Consider the following 20,290-nt stretch of genomic DNA (forward strand, 5'->3'; position numbering starts at 1 on the left):
CGGTTTGTTCCCTCGCTCAAACGCGTTTGCGCAGTTGTGGTCTCGTCGCCCTCACGGTCGGAGTGCATGCCACTTTCTTTTCCCCTTTGGACCAACTCGGGAGTGACTTCAGCTTTGCGCCTTCGTACCGGCTATTCAGATCAGTCCCGCCATCTCCTGAAATAAGACGTAAGCAAAAAGTCGTGGCGTCGTTCCTGTCAGGAACAGTCTAGCAAAATTTGGCAACACTACATTGTTGCCGATTCTCTACATTCCCAACGAGCGCCAAGCAAAAACCCCGCCGGGGATGGCGGGGCCGATCACGCCGTTTAGATGCAGGATTTAAGCGATAGCGAGTGCTTTCTCGATATCCTGCACAGAATGGCCAGTCAGATCTTTATCCAGTTCTCCAATAAGAACGTCCGACAACGACTTATGGTAGCCCTTGCGCATCTCACCCAGTGTGCGCGGTGCCGCGATAATCACCAGACTTTTGATCTTGCCCTCAAGCACCTGCTTGTTCAGCATATCCGTAACACCTGCACCAAACCCGTCTTCGTCTTGCTGACTATCGTCGGGATTAGCCGAGCTACTGGAATGTCGGGCGCCGGAAGAGATCTTCGTGCTGTCGATCGCCGGATCGGGCAACGCTGTCAGATTGACAGTCGCCGCATCTCCGTCGTTCCGAAAAAGGCTAAGCTTTTCGCCATCGGCAACGGCAACGACCGTGTTCTGCGGAAGGTTCATGTTGATCTCCTTGGTGAGCAGCTCGAGCCCAGATGACCGACCCTGCTTGTTTCTGTCAGAAAATAACCCCGCTACAGACCATCCGTTCCGCAGTCGGCCCGACAAAAATCCAGCATTGGCGTATCGCCTTGATCAGTCATCCCAGCCAAATGCTTGATGGCCTGCCTCGCGCCATCGCTGTGGCAGAGGGTCAGTCGAGGCTGCTGTACCAAGTGCAGACCCCTGGAACGGACTCGGCAGTACGCATCGGCAGCGAAAATCTTCCGCGACAATGCTGGTGAGCGGTACGGCATGGACATGCCGACCCTTTAATCTAAAACGGCGTCCACATTAATACTGTATAAAACATACTTGGTAAAATTAGGCATTTCCGGTCGCCGCGGCACCACCAAGCGCGGCAAAAACCTGCGGGGAAAACTCAAACTGTCGAGCCGTTCCTCGTCCCATTGAGTTTCTTCCCAGCGTTTCCGTAAGGATGCCCCGTCGGACCAAGAGTTCAATGGTTTCGATCACCCCACCACGCGTCATTCCGGTAATATCAATTACATTTGAGAGTGTTAATTTCTGATGCGCCTGGTGCATCAGATAGAGAATATTCATCATGCCGATCTGCTTGATGCGCGACTGCGCCGATTCACCATCGATCGGCTTCTCCAGGATTTCACGCACCGCAAATACGGACAAGGCCTGACTCTGCCATCTTTCACTTAAATTGCTTGCCATCGTTTTAACTATCTATTATTTGCATAGTCAAATAATTGAGACGAGTCGCCATTCAGTTGAGGCGGACATTTAGGAAGACGGAGGGTAGGGGGCATGAAGGGCCTTTTCTTTCGAATGATCATAGCAGCGTCAGGGTTCGTTTCACTCTATACCATTTCGGAGCGAAGCGCTCGTGCCGACGAATGGGGGTGTCAGGTTATCCTGTGCTTATCCAATCCCGGCGGTCCGACCCAGTATGGCGAATGCAGGCCGCCCGTCGAGAAGCTTTGGAGGTGGTTGGCAAAAGGGCGTTCGTTTCCAACTTGCGCGGGCGTGGGTTTTCAGACCTCTCGCCCTCTTTACGAGCCATATTACTGCAACGCCGGCTACCGCTTATCTGCTGGCTACGGTCCCAGGGGACGTGACGCGACGTGCATTTCCACGTCACTGCAAGCCGTGAGCGACAGCTTTTGCCGGCGAGATCGAGACGGTGGCGATCCGAACAAAGGCTCTGTCACGTCACCGAGGTGGCAAAGGGTAGACGGGCGATACCAATGCCTGGCCAATACCGTGGCGCGACCCCTGGTCCGCGAGAAACCTCGATACGTCGATGTGACGATTGAGGGCGTCGGCACGCAGAGGGTGTGGTTCTGACATGCCCGTTGTCTTCTCAGATCTTGCGCAGACCTGCGCACCCTTCGTTGCATCGGAGGCTCTTGCGGGTGTGGTCAGCCCGGAAAGCCGGTTCGCTCCGTTCACAATCAGGATCAACAGCCGTGCACCGCTCGGGCGGCAACCTGCGACCAAGGCCGATGCAATCGAAGTCGCCGCATCCTCGGAGACAACATGCCATGACATACACATTGGTCCCGACGGGGTCGGGCCGGAAGAACTGCGGAGATTGAACCTCTCGATACCAGCCGCTGTCGCTCGCTGCCTTAACCTGAAGGCTCCAGCGACGCCATTCGATGGCTATTGCTGCCTCTCGGTGAAGGTGGGTGCTGACAGTCCCAGGGCCGAGCAGGTGCTGCAATCCTGCTATGGACGTGACGATCCGTCGGTCGGGGGCGTGGTCAACTATGGCGATCAGGTTCGCCGCGAAATCGAACGGCTCGGACCGACAGTGGCTCGATTTACAATCGGCGACACGGGAAAAGGGTTGCAGACAAACGTGTCGGCGAATTCTTCCCAAGCAGATGTCGTTGCCGAAGTGGTGGCGGAAAATACTCCGGGGGAAGCACACGCGATCTCGGCGGCGCCCGCGTGGGACGTCTTCAAGACCCGAAACCGTTCATCCGTCCTGGTGTTTCAAGACAATCAATTGGAATTGGAGCAGAGTGAATGATAATCAGTTCCCGGATCAGACCCGTCGTCGCTTCGTCCGTCTTGGCTGTCGCCATTATAGTGACGATGGTTGAGCCCGCCTTCGCGCAAGCCGCCGGCATCGAAACCGTCCTGCAGAACATCGTCGACATGTTGACGGGAAACATTGCCAAGCTTCTCGCCGTGATTGCGGTCATCGTCATCTGTATCGCCTGGATGTTTGGTTACATGGACCTGAGGCGAGCGGGCTTCTGGATCATCGGAATTGGCGGCATCTTTGGCGCCACCGAACTCGTCAACACCATCGTCGGAGCCTGAGGATGGTGGGCGGACAAACGGTTCTCGAAGAAGACACACTCTTCATCGCGTGTACGCGTCCCGCGATGATTGCCGGTGTCACGATGGAGGCGATGGGCTTCAACATCATGGTCACGACGATCCTCTACATCGTCGCCGGATCTATCGCCTACGCGTTCATCGGCATCGTTTTCCATCTCATCTTCAAAGCGCTCGTCAAGCACGATCACAACATGTTCCGCATCCTGCTCGCCTGGGTCGAGACACGCGGCCGCTCGCGCAACGGTGCCTATTGGGGCGGGGCAACACTTTCCCCTCTGAGACTGACACGCCGCTTCGACGAAAGGGATATTGGAATTGCCTGACATCGCCACCCTTAGATCACGCGAACTCACGCCTGAGGCTTTTATCCCTTACGTGCGGCACATCGACGAGACGACAATCGCGCTCGAGTCCCGGACACTCATGGTCATGGTCGCGCTCGCCGGCGTATCTTTCGAAACTGCTGATCTGCTCGACATCAACGCGCTCCATCGCGACCTCAACACGCTCTATCGAAATATAGCCGATGAGCGGCTCGCGATCTGGACCCATCTCATTCGGCGCAGGGATGGCGACTATCCGGGCGGATCGTTCGCAACGCCATTCTCCGCCTCGCTCAACGAGAAATACCGGGAACGCATGGCGCGCGAACACCTTTTTCGCAACGATCTCTATCTGACCGTTCTTTGGTCGCCAGCGCGTGGCCCTGCGGACAAGGCGGGGAAGCTGCTGTCGTACCTTCGACGGTCAAAACGACTCGATATGGAGCTGGATGAAGAGGCTCTGAAACAGCTTAAGGACAAAGTCGTCAACGTAGTCGCGGGCTTGAGGCGCTTTGAGCCACGGGTCCTTTCTCTTTACGAACAGGAAGGCATGCTCTTCTCTGAACCGAGCGAGGTGCTGCACCAGCTCGTCGGCGGGAGGCGCGAGCGTGTGCCGCTTACCGAAGGTCGCGTCGCCTCGGCAATTTACTCTGATCGCGTAATCATAGGTCGGGAAACGATCGAGATCCGGCATGAGGCAGAAAGCCGCTTTGCCGGCATGCTGAGCTTCAAGGAATATCCAGCCCGCACCAGGACAGGCATGCTGGACGGAGTTCTAAACAGTCCGTTTGAGCTCATTCTCTCACAGTCATTCTGCTTTGTGTCGAAGGCGGACGCTCGCGTCATCATGGGGCGTAAGCAAAACCAGTTGGTGAGCAGCGGCGACAAGGCGGCTTCGCAAATCGATGAACTTGACGATGCGATGGACGACCTGGAGTCCAACCGCTTCGTGATCGGCGAGCATCACCTGACACTCTCCGTCTTTGCGACCACGTTAAAGGAATTAACCGACAATCTGGCAAAGGTTCGCGCCAGCCTGACCAATGGCGGGGCTGTCGTTGCGCGCGAGGATCTTGGTCTCGAAGCGGCATGGTGGGCGCAACTTCCGGGCAATTTTCGTTACCGCGCGCGCTCGGGCGCGATCAGCTCGAAGAATTTCGCAGCATTGTCACCGTTCCATTCCTATCCGATCGGACAGAAGGACGGCAATGAGTGGGGACCCGCCGTCGCCCTGCTCAAGACCGCTTCAGGCTCGCCCTACTACTTCAATCTCCATTATGGCGATCTGGGCAACACCTTCATGTGCGGTCCGTCGGGAGCGGGCAAAACCGTGATTGTCAATTTCATGCTGTCACAGCTCGAGAAACACGACCCGCACGTGGTGTTCTTCGACAAGGATCGCGGCGCGGACCTGTATGTTCGCGCCGCCGGAGGCACCTACCTGCCGCTGAAGAACGGGGTCCCCACCGGCTGCGCTCCCCTGAAGGCCCTCAACCTGACGCCGGAGAACAAGGCGTTCCTGGCGCGCTGGATCGGCAAGCTTGTGGGTTCAGGGGCGCGGGAACTGACTGTCACCGAACTTCGCGACATCTCCGGCGCGATCGACGGCCTTGCCGACCTGCCCGCTGAGCGACGGACAATAGGGGCGCTGCGGGCTTTCCTCAACAATACGGATCCGGAAGGTATCGCGGCGAGGCTCCGCCGGTGGGAGGAGGGAGGGCCGCTCGGCTGGGTCTTCGACAATGTCAACGAAGATATCGGATTTGGCGATTTCGGCGGATCAGGGAAGTTCATCGGCTACGACATGACCGACTTCCTCGACAACGAGGAAATTCGCACACCGCTGATGGCCTATCTCTTCCATCGCGTCGAGCAGGTGATCGATGGCCGCCGGATCATCATCGTCATCGACGAATTCTGGAAGGCGCTACAGGACGAGGGGTTCCGCGATCTTGCGCAAAACAAGCTGAAGACCATCCGCAAACAAAATGGGTTGATGCTGTTTGCCACGCAAAGCCCACGCGACGCGCTGAACTCGCCAATCGCGCACACGATCATCGAGCAATGCCCGACACAGATCTTCCTGCCCAACTCGCGCGGCAACCATGCCGACTATGTCGATGGATTCAAGCTCACCGAGCGCGAATACGAATTGATAGCGCGCGAGCTTTCCGTTGAAAGCCGGAGGTTCGTGTTGAAGCAAGGACACAACAGCGTCGTTGCCGAGCTCGATCTCAACGGCTTCGATGACGAGCTCGCCATCCTCTCCGGCCGGACCGCCAATGTCGAACTTCTCGACGCGATCCGCGCGGAGGTTGGAGACGACGTCGAGAACTGGCTTCCCATTTTCCAACAGCGAAGGAGTGCTAGCTGATGACTTCCTATCGACTTCATGGCGTACTGCTCAGCGCGGTGCTCATGCTTGCCGATGAAGGCGCGTCAGGGCAGGGGATTCCTGTCAACGATCAGGCTGCGATTGCCAAGCAGATCGAGAGCATCGCGCAGCTCAAGTCGCAACTCGACGCGCTCAATGAGCAGATCGGCCAGGCTCGGCAGCTTTATGGCTCGCTCAACAAGCTGACCGATATGGCGGATGTCGCCGAGGTTCTCAACGATCCGGCGATCCGCAAGGCGCTTCCCTCCGACTTCGCTGCCATCGAGGGATTGCTCAAAGGCAACGGCACCGGCGTGTTCGGTGATTCCGCCTCAAGGTTTCTGGAAGGTAACTCGACCTACCGCACTGACGCCGATGATTTCTACGCTCAGGAATTGTCCCGGCTTCAGAACAAGAATGCCGGGCAAATGAGCCTCGGTGAGCAAATCTACGATGCCGCGACCAAGCGCATCGACGGGATTGATCAGCTGCGGGGAAAGATTTCCACGGCTGGCGACGCCAAAGAGATTGCCGACCTGCAGGCTCGGCTGCAGGCCGAACAGGCATTTCTTCAGACCGACGTCCTGCGGATGGAGGGGCTGAAGATGGTGCAGCAGGCGCAGAACCAGGTTGACGAACAGCGCAAGGCGGAGGACTGGCGCCAACGGATGGACAATATGAAGGCGGCGCTGCAGTGAAGTGCACCCTCATCGTCCTTTCCCTGGTGCTCTTGTCGGCTTGTTCGCAAGAGGCGGAGCGAACTCATACGGTGGACGAGTTCGTCGCCGACACCGAATTGCTGTCCCGTACGATTACCGAGTGCCGCAACAACCCGGGTGCATTGCGCCAGACGCCCAATTGCCAGAACGCGGAAGCGGCCGACGGTAAGCTCCGTTTCCAGAACATGCGTAGGGCACTGGGAGGCTGACAAAATGTATCAGGTATTTGAGTTTATCGACGGCCAGTTCAAGCGGCCGTTGGAGACCTTCGTCTCGGATGGAACGTCGAACATAGCCCAGTGGGTCACCGGTCCGTTGACGGTGGCAGTGACACTTTATGTCGTCCTCTACGGCTATCTCATCCTTCGGGGCTCGGTCCAGGAACCCATCCTTGACTTTGCCTTCCGCGCGATAAAGCTCGCGATCATTGTGATGTTGGTGAAGAACGCGGGCGGATACCAGACCTATATCACAAACATCTTTTTCGATGTTTTGCCGCGCGAGATCGCTCAGGCGCTGAATTCGGGAACGGTGCCGAGTGCCAGCACCTTTGACAGCCTGCTCGACAAGGGCCAGGCCTCTGCGACCGATATCTGGTCGAGGGCTTCCTGGCCGGTTGACATCGTCACAGGCGTGGGCGGCATGATGGTGATCGGCGTCAGCTTTCTGGTGGCGGGGATCGGCTATGTCGTCTCCCTTTATTCACGGTTGGCGCTGGCGATCGTCTTGGCGATCGGGCCGATTTTCATTGCGCTCGCCATGTTTCAGTCGACGCGCCGTTTTACCGAGTCCTGGATCGGGCAGCTCGCAAACTTCGTGATCCTTCAGGTCCTTGTCGTTGCCGTCGGTTCGCTTTTGATCTCCTGCCTCGACTCGACCTTCACCGCAATCGACAGCTACAGCGACGTCCTTATGCGCCCTATTGCTTTTTGTGCCATCGGGATAGCTGCCCTGTACGTATTCTACCAGCTACCCGGCATTGCATCGGCGCTGGCGTCTGGCGGCGCCTCGTTGGTCTATGGTTACACGACCGCACGCGATGCGCATGAAGGCATGCTGGCCCGAGCAGCCTCCCACACCGGCCGGATGATCGGTCGCGGTGCTCGGTTTGCCCGCCGCGCCTTCGGATCAAGAAATGCCGGCGTATGACACCCAGTCCAGAACAATAAGTAAAGGTCTGCTGAATGATTAAGCCTGCCCTGTTACTCGCCTTCTCAGCCACGCTTGTCGGCTGCGCTTCGATGACCTACCCATTGCCGAACTGCGACGGATATTCGCGCCGCCCATTGAACCGCTCGATGTGGGACTGGGAGGGCGGCAGCAAGCTGAAACAGCAGCAATCCAACACGAGTTCGTCCACGTCCCTCACACCTTTCGTAAAAGAGGCCAGCGAGACTTCCGCTTTTGCGCATCTGGACATCGACGGTTCCTATCGCCGCTGTGAGGGATGAAACATGGTGACGACAGATAATCTCAAGAGCTACTTCGACAAAGCACGTCGTTTCGACCAGGACCGGATGATCCAGGTCGAGCGATCGAACAGGATTGCCTGGTCGATCGCCATAGTTTCAGGCATTGTCGCCGCTGTAGCCGTCTTCGCGGTCGCGTGTCTCACACCCCTCAAGACGGTTGAACCCTTTGTGGTGCGCGTCGACAATTCGACCGGCATTGTCGACGTCGTGTCAGCGCTGACATCGACGGCTGGCACCTACGATGAGGCGGTGACGAAATATTTCGCTGCAAAATATGTCCGGGCCCGCGAGGGTTACGTCTGGAGTGAAGCACAGGAAAATTTCCGCACCATCGCCCTCTTGTCGACGCAAGCGGAGCAAACGCGTTTCGCGGCCCTCTACCGTGGCAGCAACCCGCAATCTCCCCAGAATACTTATGGTCGCGGGGCTACAGCAAGGATCGATATCGCTTCAATCTCCCTCATCAATCAGAATGTCGTTTCCGTACGCTACATGCGAACCATCACGCGTGGCGAGGAAGTACGAACGACCCATTGGGTTGCGTCAATCACCTATTCCTACGCGAACGCTCCGATGTCCTCGACGGACCGGCTCGTAAACCCGCTCGGCTTTGTCGTCAGCGAGTATCGCGCTGATCCGGAGGAGGTGAGATGATGCGCATTCCTCGAATTCCTGCACTCATCGTGACCCTTTCGATGTCGCCAGCGTTTGCGCTTGAGATACCCCGAGGTGCCTCGCAAGACAGTCGGGTCCGGTTCGTGAACTACCAACCCTACAACATCACGAGGGTAGTCGGCACTCTGCGGTCGTCCGTACAGGTCGAGTTCGCGGCGGACGAGGAAATCGCCCATGTCGCGCTCGGCAATAGCGTCGCCTGGGAAGTTGCGCCGGCCGGCAACATCCTGTTCCTGAAGCCACGCGAGAGCCAGCCGGTGACGAATATTTCCGTGGTTACGACGCGCAGGGATGGCTCGACCCGCAGCTACCAGATGGAACTGACGGCGCGCGATGGCTCCGTGGAGGCTGGTCAAAACACCTACTTCTACGTGAAGTACAGGTATCCAGGCGATGACGCCGAGCTTCGCCGCCAGCAGGCAGCGTCGAGGGCTCTCGCGGCCCAGGCGAAGGACGCCGACAATGTGCTGGCGCTTCACGAAGCCTATGGCCCTAGAAACTGGCGCTATTCTTCTCAGGGATCGCAGGCACTGGAGCCGCAAAGCGTCTACGACAACGGCAAGATTACGACGTTCGCCTTTGTAGGTAACCAGGAAATGCCCGCGATCTATATGGAGAACTCCGACGGCTCCGAAAGCCTTGTTCCAAAGTCGGTCGATGGAGATCTGGTGATGGTGCACGCGATCAGCCGCAAGTTCATCTTGCGTCGGGGCAAGGATGTGCTTTGCGTCTTCAACGAAGCCTACGACCGCGTCGGTATCAATCCTGACACCAACACAACGTCTCCCTCGGTGGAGCGCGTCGTGAAGCGCGACGTTACCGGGCGATAGAGAAGGGAACAGTCATGGCTCAGGAAGACGAGGATCGCATCCCCGGAGAGCGTGCCGAAACCGTCACCAGTCGTCAGATCGACAACAGCCCTCTCTTGAAACGCGGCACTGTTGCCATTGCGATCATCGCGTTTGTCAGCTTCGCGCTTTGGTCGACGACGGGAAAGAAGGGAAGGGATGAAAATCTTCAGCCCGAACGGATCATTATTCGTCAGACGACCCCCTTCGAGGCCGCAAAAGAGAAAGTTGAACCGGACCAGGCGCTCCCTGAAGTAAAATTGCCAACTCCTGTCGTCGAACCGGTCATTGAAGAGCAGGATAAGCTGCTCGATTCCGCCCGCCGCGCGCCCGTGATGGCCTTCAGTGGAGGGCAGAGGAATCGGAAAGAGCTGAGGGAAAGCGACAGCTCTTATCCTTCCGACAACAGCAATTTCGTGCCGCTCGACAACAATATGACTGTTCAGAACCAGCAAAACAATGAGCAGCAGCGTTTCGATGGCCTGCTGCGGCCAACGCGGCTTGAAGGCTCAAGGGCCGGTACACTCGGAAACCGCAATTTCATCGTCGCGATGGGAACGTCCATTCCCTGCGTTCTTGAAACCGCGTTAGCGTCCGACCAGCCGGGATTTACCACTTGTGTGATCAACCGCGATGTTCTCTCTGACAATGGCAGGGTGGTCTTGATGGAAAAGGGCACGCAGGTTGTCGGCGAATATCGTGGAGGGCTTCAACGCGGGCAAAAGCGCCTGTTCATTCTCTGGAATCGCGCGAAAACGCCGAAGGGCGTTATCGTCACTCTCGCATCACCAGCAACCGACGCACTTGGTCGTGCCGGTGTCGACGGCCATGTCGACACCCATTGGTGGGAGCGGTTCGGCAGCGCTCTTCTGCTTTCCATTGTCGGGGACGCGACGAACTATGCAAGCAGTCGGCTGCAGGACAGCGATGTCGACGCGCAAAAAACAACGAGTGCCAGTCAACAGGCGGCCGCCATCGCGGTCGAGCAGTCCATAAATATCCCGCCGACACTCAATAAGCACCAAGGTGAATCGGTTTCGATCTTTGTCGCTCGCGATCTCGACTTTTCCGGCATCTACGGTCTTCGGGTGACCGAACCCAGAAACCGCGTTTTCGATCGTGCGGTCTTGGGGGATTTCGCGCCACGATCGACGCTCCTAACGAAATAGGGCGCGAAATGGCAGAGAGGCATGACTCGGCTGTCGTCAGCGAGCTGATGAAACCGTTTTCGACATTCCTTCAGGACAAGTCTCTCCTAGAGGTGATCGTCAATCGGCCCGGGCAGGTGTTGACGGAAGGTCCCGGTGGGTGGCGGACCTATGAAATGCCGGAGCTGACCTTCGAAAAGCTCATGCGTCTTGCCCGGGCAGTCGCAAGTTTTTCCCATCAGTCGATTGATGAGACGCGTCCAATATTGTCGGCGACGCTACCCGGGAACGAACGAATCCAGATCGTCATCCCCCCGGCGACCATCAATGACACTGTCAGCATGACAATCCGCAAGCCTTCTTCGGTCGACTTCAGTCTTGATGATCTGGAGGAAAAGGGATTTTTCCAGACAGCGTGCGCAGCGACCAGTACCACCTCCTCCGCGCAGGATGAGGAACTGTGCGAAACATATCGTGCCGGCCGCTTTAAGGATTTCCTGCGGCAGGCCGTCATCGCTCGAAAAAACATCATTATTTCTGGCGCCACAGGTTCGGCGAAAACGACACTTTCCAAAGCATTGATCAAGCATATTCCCGAAAACGAGAGGGTCATTTCAATCGAGGACACTCCCGAGCTCATTATCTCACAAGCGAACCACGTGCGCTTGTTCTACTCGAAAGGAGGGCAGGGGCTCTCGCGCGCCGGACCGAAAGAGCTTCTCGAATCCTGTCTTCGTATGCGGCCAGATAGGATTCTGCTTCAGGAGCTTCGCGATGGGACGGCCTTTTATTATATCCGGAACGTGAATTCGGGCCATCCTGGCTCGATAACCACGGTCCATGCGAACTCGGCCGAATTGGCTTTTGAGCAGCTGGTCCTGCTTGTTAAGGAGTCGGAGGGCGGCGCAGGCCTGGACCGCGCCGACATCGTGGGTTTTTTGAAGGCGAGTATCGATATCGTTGCTCAGTGCAGGCGACACAAAGGGAACTTTCGGCTGTCTGAGGTGTATTTCAGGGGCGAGCGTAGAGCCAAGGAATAGCAAGTTGAGCGGTTCACCCAGTTCCTGGGTGCGGATTGGCGCAGCATTTCTATGAGGAATTCCATCTCGATTGTCGCCCTGATGTTTCTTGTCGAGTGTGTCTCTGTACCGAGCACCGAAAGCTGCACGGTAACCGGCTCATTTCTGAGTGAAACCGACAGAAACGGACATAAAACGTGGCTCACCTGCATTACGCGGGCTCTTGACGTCGTCATCTTTCTCACTCTGCATTCAACCGGGAAGGCATGCGGAATGTCACCGTCGATTTGTGAACAGGTTGCCGTCATCTGGAACGGGTGTCATAAGAGGCGTTGACCGGTAGGTCTACCGTCACCTCAATGACGGTCAACTTGTGTGAATGCCCGTCACGGTCGTTCCACTCGATCTGCTGTCCGGGAGAAAGACCAAGTAGAGCAGCTCCAATCGGGGTCAGCACGCTGACCATTGAGCGTTCGATGTCGGCGAGGCCGGGGTAACAAAGAGTTACCGTCCTTCTGGCTCCGCCTTCCGTCAGGTAGGATACCGTCGAGCCGACCGCCACTGCGTCTGCGGGGAACTGGTCATCCTCTACGACATCAGCACGCTCAAGTTCGATAAGCAACTCCTCGGCATCGTCGAGGTCGCGCCCCGGTGCCGCGAGTGCAAGAGCGGTCAGACGAGCGTGGTCAGTCTGCCGGACGATGATGGACGGCTTTGTGTAATCGGTGGTGTTCATTTCATATGCCTCGTACCGCGGCCGAATAACTGCGTTTTTAAAAAGACTGCTTGTGGAGGGTGAAGTCGCGCAATCCCGCAGGATCAAAGCCCGGGTTCAGACGCGCGACAGCAGTCTACGTCCCGGGCTAGTATCCTTCGACGGGATACTCTCGGCAGAGGCGAAATCTATGGAAATTGCCAATTTTCAACATAGTGCCCTAATCATGGTATGCCTGAAGGGGAAGTCAAGAAGCGCGCCGTGAGACGCTGCCCGGTGCTTTTGATCTCGGCAAGTGCCCTTGACTTCATGGCACCTTCCATAAATGCTAGGTTGATCTTGAACGAGAGCAAAAGACGCGCAGTGAGCGCTTTCAGGGTCTGCCCCATCGCAGGATCGTAACCGGGTCCGGCCACTGTCGCCTGCCGGATCCAGAGTGGCTACGTCAACACGTTCGCCTTACCATCTGCGGCAAGTCTCTCTTCAAACACGTCAACGCCCTTCCTCTAGCGATGGGGTTGTTGCGCAGGTCACAATAAACATGTCTTCACTCAGCCAAACCATGCCCATAATCGGGGCAACAGACTTTCACACACTTAGCCGCCTAACGCTCGTGACCCTGACCAATGATTTCGACGTCGGCCCCGACTTGAGTGAGAAGCTGGAAAACTCCTGGGTCTTGGCAGAGGAACAGGTCTCGCTCGACACGGTCTGCCTAGGATCAACTGTCTCGTATGCTGTAGAGGGGCAGCAACGCCAGGTTACCCTTGTTCTCCCGAATGAAGTGCTGGTAGACGCGGGCCGCTTGTCTGTATTGACGCCTGTTGGCGTGGCGCTCTTGGGCCTTAAGCCCGCGCAGCGCGGGAATAAGCGGAAGAATGAAATTGCCAAGTGTCTCGACCGGATGGGATCGCGTGACGATTTCAACGGGCATCGGCTCTCGCATGGTTGGCGCGGTCGACTGCTCGTCCTGACTTTCGACGGCGCGTGTCTGCAACTCGGCGCCGACACGCTCGACAACCTTGCTCAGATGTTCGAGCACACCATTCCCTGATCCTGCTTGGCTGAGCGCCTGAACCTTGGTGACGATATTGCGCTGATATGTCGGGATGTTTTCGGCAAGATTTGTCACCTGCGTGGCGACGACGAAACTGAACAGCGCAATTGCCATGAAGGCTGAGGCGACCGCCAAAATAACGGCGGCGATCTTGGGCGCAGAGTGTTTTCGGAGAAAAGAGACAATAGGTGCCAGAGTGAATGTCAGGAGGAGGGACAAGGCTAATGGCACGAAGATTTCCTGACCCACGTGCAGGATGACCGCGACGCCAATCAGAATGAGAATCGTTCGTCCAGAAAGCCTGGTGTTAGCCAGCGGACCTTGATGAGAAACGGCCATAAGTTTTCCGATGTCGTTTGTTGTTAAAGCGCCAGTGTCCATCAGCAGTCCGCCTTTAGATGCACCGATGAACTCAAAAAATTGTGCCATGTCCGCATCTGCTTTATGAAGATCAGCTTTAACTCGCGAAAGACGTTAAAGATGCAAGGGCGTGCCTCACATCTTTCTCTCGACCTAGCAGTCCTGTAGTAGCGCCAATGTAAGGGAAAATATTGCTTAAAAATTACTGTGGCCTATCAGAATCGAAAAAGGGGTGTGGGGCCTGAGGGATGCCGGGCGATTGGTGCTGTCACATAGACAGGATCGAGCCGATTGACTGGTTCGGTTTCAATGGATGCAGATAGCTTGCGCAACGCTCTTGAACGCAACTCTCCACATCCCCATTGATATTAGGCTGAGGCATATCTCTTTTATGGAGCACGATTGTATGACAGCGAGAACGTGGAGCGCCCACGGTACATCGGACGACTTCGTGGATAGTGCTGAGCGGCTCCGCCGTCTGCGGCGGCTGTCGGGCATCGCTCGTATGATGGACACAGCGATCCGCATTCCTGGCACGGGAATCCGTTTTGGTGCAGATTCCATCATGGGTTTGCTGCCACTGATTGGTGATGGTGCGGGCGCTATTGTCGGCCTGTATATCGTCAATGAAGCGCGCCGCCTTGGTGTGCCGCAGGAAAAGCTTGCGCGAATGGTTGGCAACATCGCCATGGATGCTCTTGTGGGCAGTGTTCCTGTCTTCGGTGATCTGTTTGATATTTATTTCAAATCGCACCGCCGCAATGTCGATATGATCATCCAGCGCTTTGGCATCCATGGCGACGAGTTACGGCGGAAGCGCAAATAAGCCTCGACGATGGCCGAAAAATCCTGGCGGCGGTTCTGGAATCGCAGTCGGGGTGTACCGTTTCCTCATCAGTGGCCGAGACTGCGTCCTTCAGCCTGTGCACACATTATGGGCTGTCACCTAGGGCGGGTAGGCTCAACTCGACCCTTGAATGCCGGATAGAGGCCGACCTGGGGGACGGAGTCGTCCCTGTTTCGCCGGGGTCAGCCGCCTTTCCCGCACGCTCGCAATCCACGCGAGGGCTGTCAAAATAAAAATCCAAATCTGGCCGCTGCTGAGTGCGCCGATATGCCATCCCGTGACGCAGCTAGAACGCCGCTACGCAGATCATCGTTGAAAGCTCAGGTCATGTTGCCTGTGACCAAATCACCAATCGGAGCGCTGGAATCAGAATTCCGCCAGTAAGGGAATCCTAAACGCGTTTCCGCGTTCAACGGACGTGCTCTATAAATCCAATGGAAATCAGCCTGTGCGACTCCTTTCACGAGCCAACAAAAGATAAAGATACCCCTTGTCTCAGTTCAACAGACCTAACTTTTTTCTAAGTGCTTCCGACCAGACCGCGTAGCCTGCCGCATTCAGGTGAACCAGATCGGGTAAATAATAACGGAACATCGGCAGGCCATTTTCACCAATGAGGCCGGCGTTCGGATCAAGCCATGTCGTGCGTTCGCGGCCGTTGCACCAGTCGCGCGCCGTCTGGTTGAAGAGATCGAATTCATGGCGGTATATCCAGCGCGCCGGACTGGGCTTGATCGCCAGAACAAAGACGTCCGCCTGCGGTAGCGCTCGAGAGACGCGATCGCGCAAATCCTGCAGGTGCACAAGCGTCGTCTGGGCCTTGAGGCCGTCGCTGGCAATATCGTTTTCGCCGAAATAAAGCACCACTCTGCCTGGCTTCAAGGGAACCAGGAGCCGGTCGAGGTAGTAGCTGGCAGAAATGTAAGTGCCGCCGCCAAATCCCAGATTGACGATATCCAGCGAGCCAAGATCCTCGGTGATGGAGCTCCAGATTCGAAACGAGGATGAGCCATAAAAGGCGATCGGGTTGTCTGGAAGGCCGATGCGCTGAATGCGGGCCAGAACGGCAATGATATCGTTTTCGTAACGGCTGGTGCCGATATTGGCTGGGAAGTCGTACATGACGGTCCTAAAGATTGTCTTGAAAGCCGGATGCCGCCATTTCGGCAACCGGCGATCGGCAAGGGTTATAAAAGCGCTTGCTGCAGGACAGTCAGGGCGCCTTTTGGGAGGGCGTCATCCGCACCCATGGATGTCTTGAGCCCGAACACATCGGCGGCAACCAGATAGAGATCGTTCAGCCCGTCATTGCCGACGACAGCTGCCTCGTCTCCTTCCGCATACCATCCCGCCTCACGGGCCTGCCTAAATTCCTGTCCGATGACCAGTCCCCGCACATAGGAGCGCAGTTGGTCCGGCGAAAGCTGGCCGGCAAGCCCGCCGGTTCGCGCCGAAAACAGCAGCGACAGCATGGCGGCGGATCGTTTTGCCTCTTTCAGACCCCAGCGATAGGCCTCTGGATCATCCACCGGCGGCTGCGTGGCGCCGCGCGCGATGAAGGAATGATTGATGAGCAGGTTGAAGATTTCACCGGTTACGAACGTCTGGAAACCGTCGATCCGCTCCGCCTTCACCCGCACCCATTTGCTGTGGGTTCCAGGGATGATGAGGGTGGCGTCTTCGCCAAGGCCGTGGCCGACGATCTGGGTTTCTTCTCCGCGCATCACATCCGGAAAGGGCTGGCGGGCGGGGTCGTTGAGACCCGGCAGGAAGACAAGATCGGACCCGTTCGGCAGCGACCTGCGCACCGTGCCGGCGGCAAGCTCCGCCGGGCCTGCCGGGCACGGCACATAAGCGACTTCGACCCAGCCGTTGCGGCTGGTGATCATGCCGAGTGCGGCGACGGGCAAGGCCCCATGGCGCGAGAACCAGGGTGCGAGTGCAGCCATCAGAGCCGCCTCATGTTCACCCTTGCCAAGGCTCGAAATACCATTGGCGGTTTCAAGATGATCGAGTTCTTCGCCGCCTTCACCGACGAGCGCCGCCCTCAGTGATGTCGTTCCCCAATCGACGATGATCGATGTCGCCGCTGCTGCCATGTCTTGAACCTCCTCGTTCATTTCATCTTGGGGCTTGTCATAGGGTGCGAGTCTATATAGTGTCAATTAGTGAATTCAAGGTATCAAAATATGATACTTAATTGGGAGGAGAAAGATGGTGGCTGGCCTCAAGGGGATTTTGCCTGTTCTGCCCACGCCGTTTCTTGCTGATGGTGGCATTGACGAAGCGGGCATGAAGCGGCTGGTGGTCTTCGCGCTCGACAGGGGCGTGGATGGTGTCGTGTTTCCCGGTTTCGCCAGCGAGGTGGAGACTTTGAATGCCGCCGAGCGCGCGACGCTGCTGAAGATCGTCGTGGATGCGGTGGCCGGGCGGGTGCCGGTCGTGGCGGGTGCAAGTGCGGCAGACTGGCGTGACGTGGTCGAGCATGGGCGGGCAGCATCGGCGCTTGGCATTCGCCACCTGATGGTGCAGCCGCCCAAGTCGGTCGGCACGGATGCGCCGGCGCTGATCGAATTCCTCGGCAGGATCGTCGAGGCGCTGCCCGAGGTTGAAATCATCCTGCAGAACGCGCCTGCGCCGCGCGGCTCCGACCTTTTGCCGCAGGCGATCGTGGATATCGTGCGAGCCTTGCCGCAGGTTACCTATGTCAAGGAAGAAACGCTTCCCGCCGGCCCGGCCATCAGCCATATCATCGCCCATGCGCCTTCGACACTGAAGGGCGTCATCGGCGGCGGTGGCGCGCGTTACATTCTTGACGAATATGCCCGAGGTGCTACGGCGGCCATGCCGGCGCTGGAGATTGCCGAGGAACATGTGGCCATCGACCGGGCGCTTGTTGCCGGGCGGCAGGAGGAGGCTCGCAGGATCTATGTCCGCACCCTGCCGCTTCTGGTGCTGCAGGCGGTCTATCGCATGCGGCTGACCAAATATGTGCTCGCCCGCCGCGGCGTGATCGAAGGCGTCGGTGTGCGTGCGCCGACACCCGAGCTTGATGCGGCGGCCCTTGCCGATATCGACGCCAATCTGGTCGAACTCGGCCTTCTTGCCGCGGAGGCCGCATGAACAGCCCCATCGCAACCGTCGAAGTCTTCACGCTGACCCAGCCGCGCAAGGTCCCCTATCTTGGCGCGCTCAGGGAAGGCGAGGTGGTCAATCCCAATGGTTACATCGTGCGCAGGGGCAATCGCACGGTCTACCCCACATTCGACCGCAGCGTGCTGGTGCGCATGACGACCGAGGCCGGCATTGTCGGCTGGGGTGAGACCTATGGTATCGTCGCCCCCGGCGCGGTCGCCGCGTTGATCAACGATCTTCTTGCCGGTTTCGTGATCGGTCGCGATGCGTCCGATCCGTCCGCAGTCTATGACGACCTTTACGACATGATGCGGGTGCGCGGTTATACCGGCGGCTTTTACGTGGATGCGCTCGCCGCGCTCGATATCGCGCTCTGGGACATTGCCGGGCAGGAAGCGGGAAAATCGGTGCGCGACCTTCTCGGCGGCGGCGTGGACAGCTTTCCGGCCTATGTTTCGGGGCTGCCCGAAAAGACACTGAAGGCGCGCGGGGAACTGGCGAAATACTGGCAGGATCGCGGTTTTGATGCCTTCAAATTCGCAACGCCGGTGGCCGACGATGGCCCGGCGGCGGAGATCGCCAATCTCCGGCAGGTTCTTGGCCCGCAGGCAAAGATTGCCGCCGACATGCACTGGAACCAGACGCCGGAAAGGGCGCTGGAACTCATTGCGCAGATGATGCCGTTCGACCCGTGGTTCGCCGAAGCGCCGGTCTGGACGGAAGATATCGCCGGGCTGGAAAAAGTATCGAAGGGAACAGACGTTCCGATCGCCGTTGGCGAGGAATGGCGCACCCATTGGGACATGCGCGCCCGCATTGAACGCTGCCGCATCGCAATCGTGCAGCCGGAAATGGGCCATAAGGGCATCACCAATTTCATCCGCATCGGCGCCCTTGCCGCCGAGCAGGGCATTGACGTAATTCCGCACGCGACAGTCGGCGCGGGCATCTTCCTTGCCGCCAGCCTGCAGGCGTCATCGACATTGCCGACTTTGAAGGGCCACGAGTTCCAGCACTCGATTTTCGAGCCCAACCGCCGGCTGCTTGCCGGCGACATGGATTGCCGCGAAGGCAGATATCACCTGCCCTCGGGCCCCGGACTTGGCGTCAAGCCGTCGGAGGCGGCGCTCGCTCTTATTGAACGTATCTGATTTGGTTTTCTGGAGGAGGAACCCATGACCAAAAGAATAAAAAAGCTGGCGCTTGGCACAGCGACCGCGATGCTAATGACCTTGACCGGACTTGCACCAGCGATGGCCGATACCGTTTTGAAATTCATATCCTGGCAAACGGACGATGCCGGCACTGGTGAATGGTGGCGTTCCGCCATCGCGGCCTTCGAGAAACAGCATCCGGGCGTCAGGATCGAGTTCACCAAGGCCGAGCGTAGTTCCTACGCCGACACGATGACGACGCTTTTTGCCGCCAATCAGCCGCCGCAGATCGTGCATCTCGCCTCCTTCGAATTCCAGATGTTTGCCGATAGCGGCTGGCTCGAACCGCTTGACCCGTGGCTGAAGAAGGACGGCATCGACATGACCGGCTGGGCCGGCCAGCAGAAATGCGAATGGAACGGCGAGACCGTCTGTATCATGACCAACTATTTCGGTTTCGTGATGGCCTACAACAAGAAGATTTTGGAAGAGGCGGGCGTCGCGGTTCCGAAGACCTATGACGAGTTTCTGGCGGCCGCAAAAGCCACGACCAAGGATCTGAACGGCGACGGCATTATCGACCAGTTCGGCACCGGCCATGAAACCAAGGGCGGCCCGGGGCAATATCTGACGGAGATGCTGAACTACATTCTCGACGCCGGCGCCTACTGGACTGACAAGGATGGCAACATCACCATCGATACGCCGCAGATGGTTGAAGGTTTGACCCGATGGAAAACCGTGATGAAGAGCGGCATCAGCCCGGTGGACATGAGCGCCAGCGACGTGCGTAAGCTCTTTGCCGACGGCAAGATGGCCATGCGGCTCGATGGGCCCTGGCTTTACGGCACGACCGAAAAGGGTTCGGCCAAGAGCGACATCGTTTATGTCGCGCCGCCGCTTCATCCGCCGCTCGGCGGGTCGTCCAACGTGCTGGCCATGCCGGCCGATATTCCCGACGACCAGAAGGCATTGGTCTGGGATTTCATCAAGCTGACAATGACGCCGGAATTCCAGCGCAGCTATGCCACCCTTGGCGGCAACACCCCGCCAAGCCCGAAGGCGGATGTTTCGGGTGTTGAAAAGACCATCCCGCATTTTCCGGTGCTGATCGAAACGATGAAGGCCGCGTCTGAAGCCGGTATCGACCGCATTCCGACCGGGCTTGAGCTTTTCTACAACGAGTTCAGCAAGATGGTGATGGAAGAAAGCCAGCGGATGATCATTCAGGATCTCGATCCGGCGGAGGTGGCGAAAACCATGCAGGCAAAGGCCGAAGCCATCAAGGGTTGATCCCGTTGTCTTGCCATGGCCCGCAAAGGGCTGTGGCCCATCATCCGCATCCGGCAGGAGG

General features: G+C 57.7%; 23 protein-coding genes and 1 pseudogene. 18 read left to right on the plus strand and 6 right to left on the minus strand.

The genetic code is table 11. From position 1 onward, the window contains the following. Nucleotides 1–321: 321 nt before the first annotated feature. Entirely contained in the window at nt 322–726 is a 405-nt protein-coding gene (locus QRN60_RS25450; RefSeq protein WP_087747433.1) for a host attachment family protein, read from the minus strand. 360 nt (nt 727–1,086) lie between these two features. Further along, the gene (locus QRN60_RS25455; RefSeq protein WP_013637404.1) at nt 1,087–1,449 is read right to left on the minus strand and encodes a transcriptional regulator; all 363 of its coding nucleotides are present in this window, start codon (nt 1,447–1,449) and stop codon (nt 1,087–1,089) included. A 93-nt stretch (nt 1,450–1,542) separates the two neighbouring features. On the opposite strand from QRN60_RS25455, the gene QRN60_RS25460 reads away from it, so the two are divergent. The 13 genes from QRN60_RS25460 to virB11 are packed head-to-tail and all read left to right on the plus strand — an operon-like array spanning nt 1,543 to nt 11,689. Continuing rightward, entirely contained in the window at nt 1,543–2,082 is a 540-nt protein-coding gene (locus tag QRN60_RS25460) for a hypothetical protein (RefSeq protein ID WP_034502150.1), read from the plus strand. 1 nt (nt 2,083) lies between these two features. Then, complete coding sequence (locus QRN60_RS25465) at nt 2,084–2,773, plus strand: lysozyme family protein (protein ID WP_020811843.1); 690 nt, start codon at nt 2,084–2,086, stop codon at nt 2,771–2,773. Then, complete coding sequence (locus QRN60_RS25470) at nt 2,770–3,069, plus strand: TrbC/VirB2 family protein (protein WP_020811842.1); 300 nt, start codon at nt 2,770–2,772, stop codon at nt 3,067–3,069. The genes QRN60_RS25465 and QRN60_RS25470 overlap by 4 nt, the downstream gene beginning before the upstream one ends. A gap of 2 nt (nt 3,070–3,071) precedes the next feature. After that, on the plus strand, nt 3,072–3,413 hold the full coding sequence (locus tag QRN60_RS25475; RefSeq protein WP_087747435.1) for a VirB3 family type IV secretion system protein: 342 nt from the start codon (nt 3,072–3,074) through the stop codon (nt 3,411–3,413). Next, entirely contained in the window at nt 3,406–5,787 is a 2,382-nt protein-coding gene (locus tag QRN60_RS25480) for a VirB4 family type IV secretion/conjugal transfer ATPase (protein ID WP_087747470.1), read from the plus strand. Before QRN60_RS25475 ends, QRN60_RS25480 begins: the two co-directional genes overlap by 8 nt. Then, nucleotides 5,787–6,485 carry a P-type DNA transfer protein VirB5 gene (gene virB5 / locus QRN60_RS25485; protein WP_080865262.1) on the plus strand — a complete coding sequence of 233 codons (699 nt, stop codon included), beginning with the start codon at nt 5,787–5,789 and terminating at the stop codon, nt 6,483–6,485. The genes QRN60_RS25480 and virB5 overlap by 1 nt, the downstream gene beginning before the upstream one ends. After that, nucleotides 6,482–6,715, plus strand: a complete 234-nt coding sequence (locus tag QRN60_RS25490) for an EexN family lipoprotein (RefSeq protein WP_020811838.1) — start codon at nt 6,482–6,484, stop codon at nt 6,713–6,715. Before virB5 ends, QRN60_RS25490 begins: the two co-directional genes overlap by 4 nt. A gap of 4 nt (nt 6,716–6,719) precedes the next feature. Further along, complete coding sequence (locus tag QRN60_RS25495; protein WP_087747437.1) at nt 6,720–7,655, plus strand: TrbL/VirB6 family protein; 936 nt, start codon at nt 6,720–6,722, stop codon at nt 7,653–7,655. A 35-nt stretch (nt 7,656–7,690) separates the two neighbouring features. Beyond that, nucleotides 7,691–7,957, plus strand: a complete 267-nt coding sequence (locus QRN60_RS25500) for a hypothetical protein (RefSeq protein WP_087747439.1) — start codon at nt 7,691–7,693, stop codon at nt 7,955–7,957. 3 nt (nt 7,958–7,960) lie between these two features. After that, on the plus strand, nt 7,961–8,632 hold the full coding sequence (locus QRN60_RS25505; RefSeq protein ID WP_003517248.1) for a VirB8 family type IV secretion system protein: 672 nt from the start codon (nt 7,961–7,963) through the stop codon (nt 8,630–8,632). Then, the gene (gene virB9 / locus QRN60_RS25510) at nt 8,629–9,483 is read left to right on the plus strand and encodes a P-type conjugative transfer protein VirB9 (protein ID WP_019565728.1); all 855 of its coding nucleotides are present in this window, start codon (nt 8,629–8,631) and stop codon (nt 9,481–9,483) included. The genes QRN60_RS25505 and virB9 overlap by 4 nt, the downstream gene beginning before the upstream one ends. Before the next feature lie 14 nt (nt 9,484–9,497). Next, a complete protein-coding gene (gene virB10, locus QRN60_RS25515) occupies nt 9,498–10,670 on the plus strand; it encodes a type IV secretion system protein VirB10 (protein ID WP_087747442.1) in 1,173 nt (390 codons plus the stop codon). Nucleotides 10,671–10,678: 8 nt separating this feature from the next. Continuing rightward, nucleotides 10,679–11,689, plus strand: coding sequence for a P-type DNA transfer ATPase VirB11 (gene virB11 / locus QRN60_RS25520; RefSeq protein ID WP_087747444.1), 1,011 nt, complete (start codon nt 10,679–10,681; stop codon nt 11,687–11,689). A gap of 283 nt (nt 11,690–11,972) precedes the next feature. On the opposite strand, the gene rnk is transcribed toward virB11, so the two are convergent. Beyond that, on the minus strand, nt 11,973–12,404 hold the full coding sequence (rnk, locus tag QRN60_RS25525) for a nucleoside diphosphate kinase regulator (RefSeq protein ID WP_087747445.1): 432 nt from the start codon (nt 12,402–12,404) through the stop codon (nt 11,973–11,975). A gap of 541 nt (nt 12,405–12,945) precedes the next feature. Between rnk and QRN60_RS25530 the strand changes: the two genes are divergently transcribed. After that, the gene (locus tag QRN60_RS25530) at nt 12,946–13,437 is read left to right on the plus strand and encodes a GreA/GreB family elongation factor (RefSeq protein WP_236760340.1); all 492 of its coding nucleotides are present in this window, start codon (nt 12,946–12,948) and stop codon (nt 13,435–13,437) included. Nucleotides 13,438–13,461: 24 nt separating this feature from the next. Here the strand turns inward: QRN60_RS25530 and QRN60_RS25535 are convergent. Then, nucleotides 13,462–13,869 (minus strand): annotated as a pseudogene (locus tag QRN60_RS25535) (AI-2E family transporter); the annotation flags it as partial. Nucleotides 13,870–14,206: 337 nt separating this feature from the next. Between QRN60_RS25535 and QRN60_RS25540 the strand changes: the two are divergent. Then, nucleotides 14,207–14,626, plus strand: coding sequence for a DUF4112 domain-containing protein (locus tag QRN60_RS25540; RefSeq protein ID WP_129567460.1), 420 nt, complete (start codon nt 14,207–14,209; stop codon nt 14,624–14,626). Nucleotides 14,627–15,142: 516 nt separating this feature from the next. Here the strand turns inward: QRN60_RS25540 and QRN60_RS25545 are convergent. Both QRN60_RS25545 and QRN60_RS25550 read right to left on the minus strand, forming a co-directional pair. Continuing rightward, nucleotides 15,143–15,769 carry a GDSL-type esterase/lipase family protein gene (locus tag QRN60_RS25545; RefSeq protein ID WP_087747446.1) on the minus strand — a complete coding sequence of 209 codons (627 nt, stop codon included), beginning with the start codon at nt 15,767–15,769 and terminating at the stop codon, nt 15,143–15,145. A gap of 65 nt (nt 15,770–15,834) precedes the next feature. Next, complete coding sequence (locus QRN60_RS25550; RefSeq protein WP_087747448.1) at nt 15,835–16,746, minus strand: 2-dehydro-3-deoxygalactonokinase; 912 nt, start codon at nt 16,744–16,746, stop codon at nt 15,835–15,837. 115 nt (nt 16,747–16,861) lie between these two features. Here QRN60_RS25550 and QRN60_RS25555 point away from each other — a divergent pair, with 115 nt between their 5' ends. The 3 genes from QRN60_RS25555 to QRN60_RS25565 are packed head-to-tail and all read left to right on the plus strand — an operon-like array spanning nt 16,862 to nt 20,229. Further along, nucleotides 16,862–17,770: a dihydrodipicolinate synthase family protein gene (locus tag QRN60_RS25555; protein ID WP_129567459.1), complete on the plus strand. Its 909-nt coding sequence runs from the start codon at nt 16,862–16,864 to the stop codon at nt 17,768–17,770. Further along, nucleotides 17,767–18,933 (plus strand): mandelate racemase/muconate lactonizing enzyme family protein, encoded by a 1,167-nt coding sequence (locus QRN60_RS25560; protein ID WP_087747449.1) that lies wholly within the window; start codon nt 17,767–17,769, stop codon nt 18,931–18,933. Before QRN60_RS25555 ends, QRN60_RS25560 begins: the two co-directional genes overlap by 4 nt. A gap of 24 nt (nt 18,934–18,957) precedes the next feature. Then, entirely contained in the window at nt 18,958–20,229 is a 1,272-nt protein-coding gene (locus QRN60_RS25565; protein ID WP_080865254.1) for an ABC transporter substrate-binding protein, read from the plus strand. The last annotated feature ends 61 nt before the right edge of the window (nt 20,230–20,290 follow it).

It is taken from the genome of Agrobacterium sp. CFBP2214, from assembly GCF_030209895.1.
Lineage (GTDB): Bacteria > Pseudomonadota > Alphaproteobacteria > Rhizobiales > Rhizobiaceae > Agrobacterium > Agrobacterium radiobacter.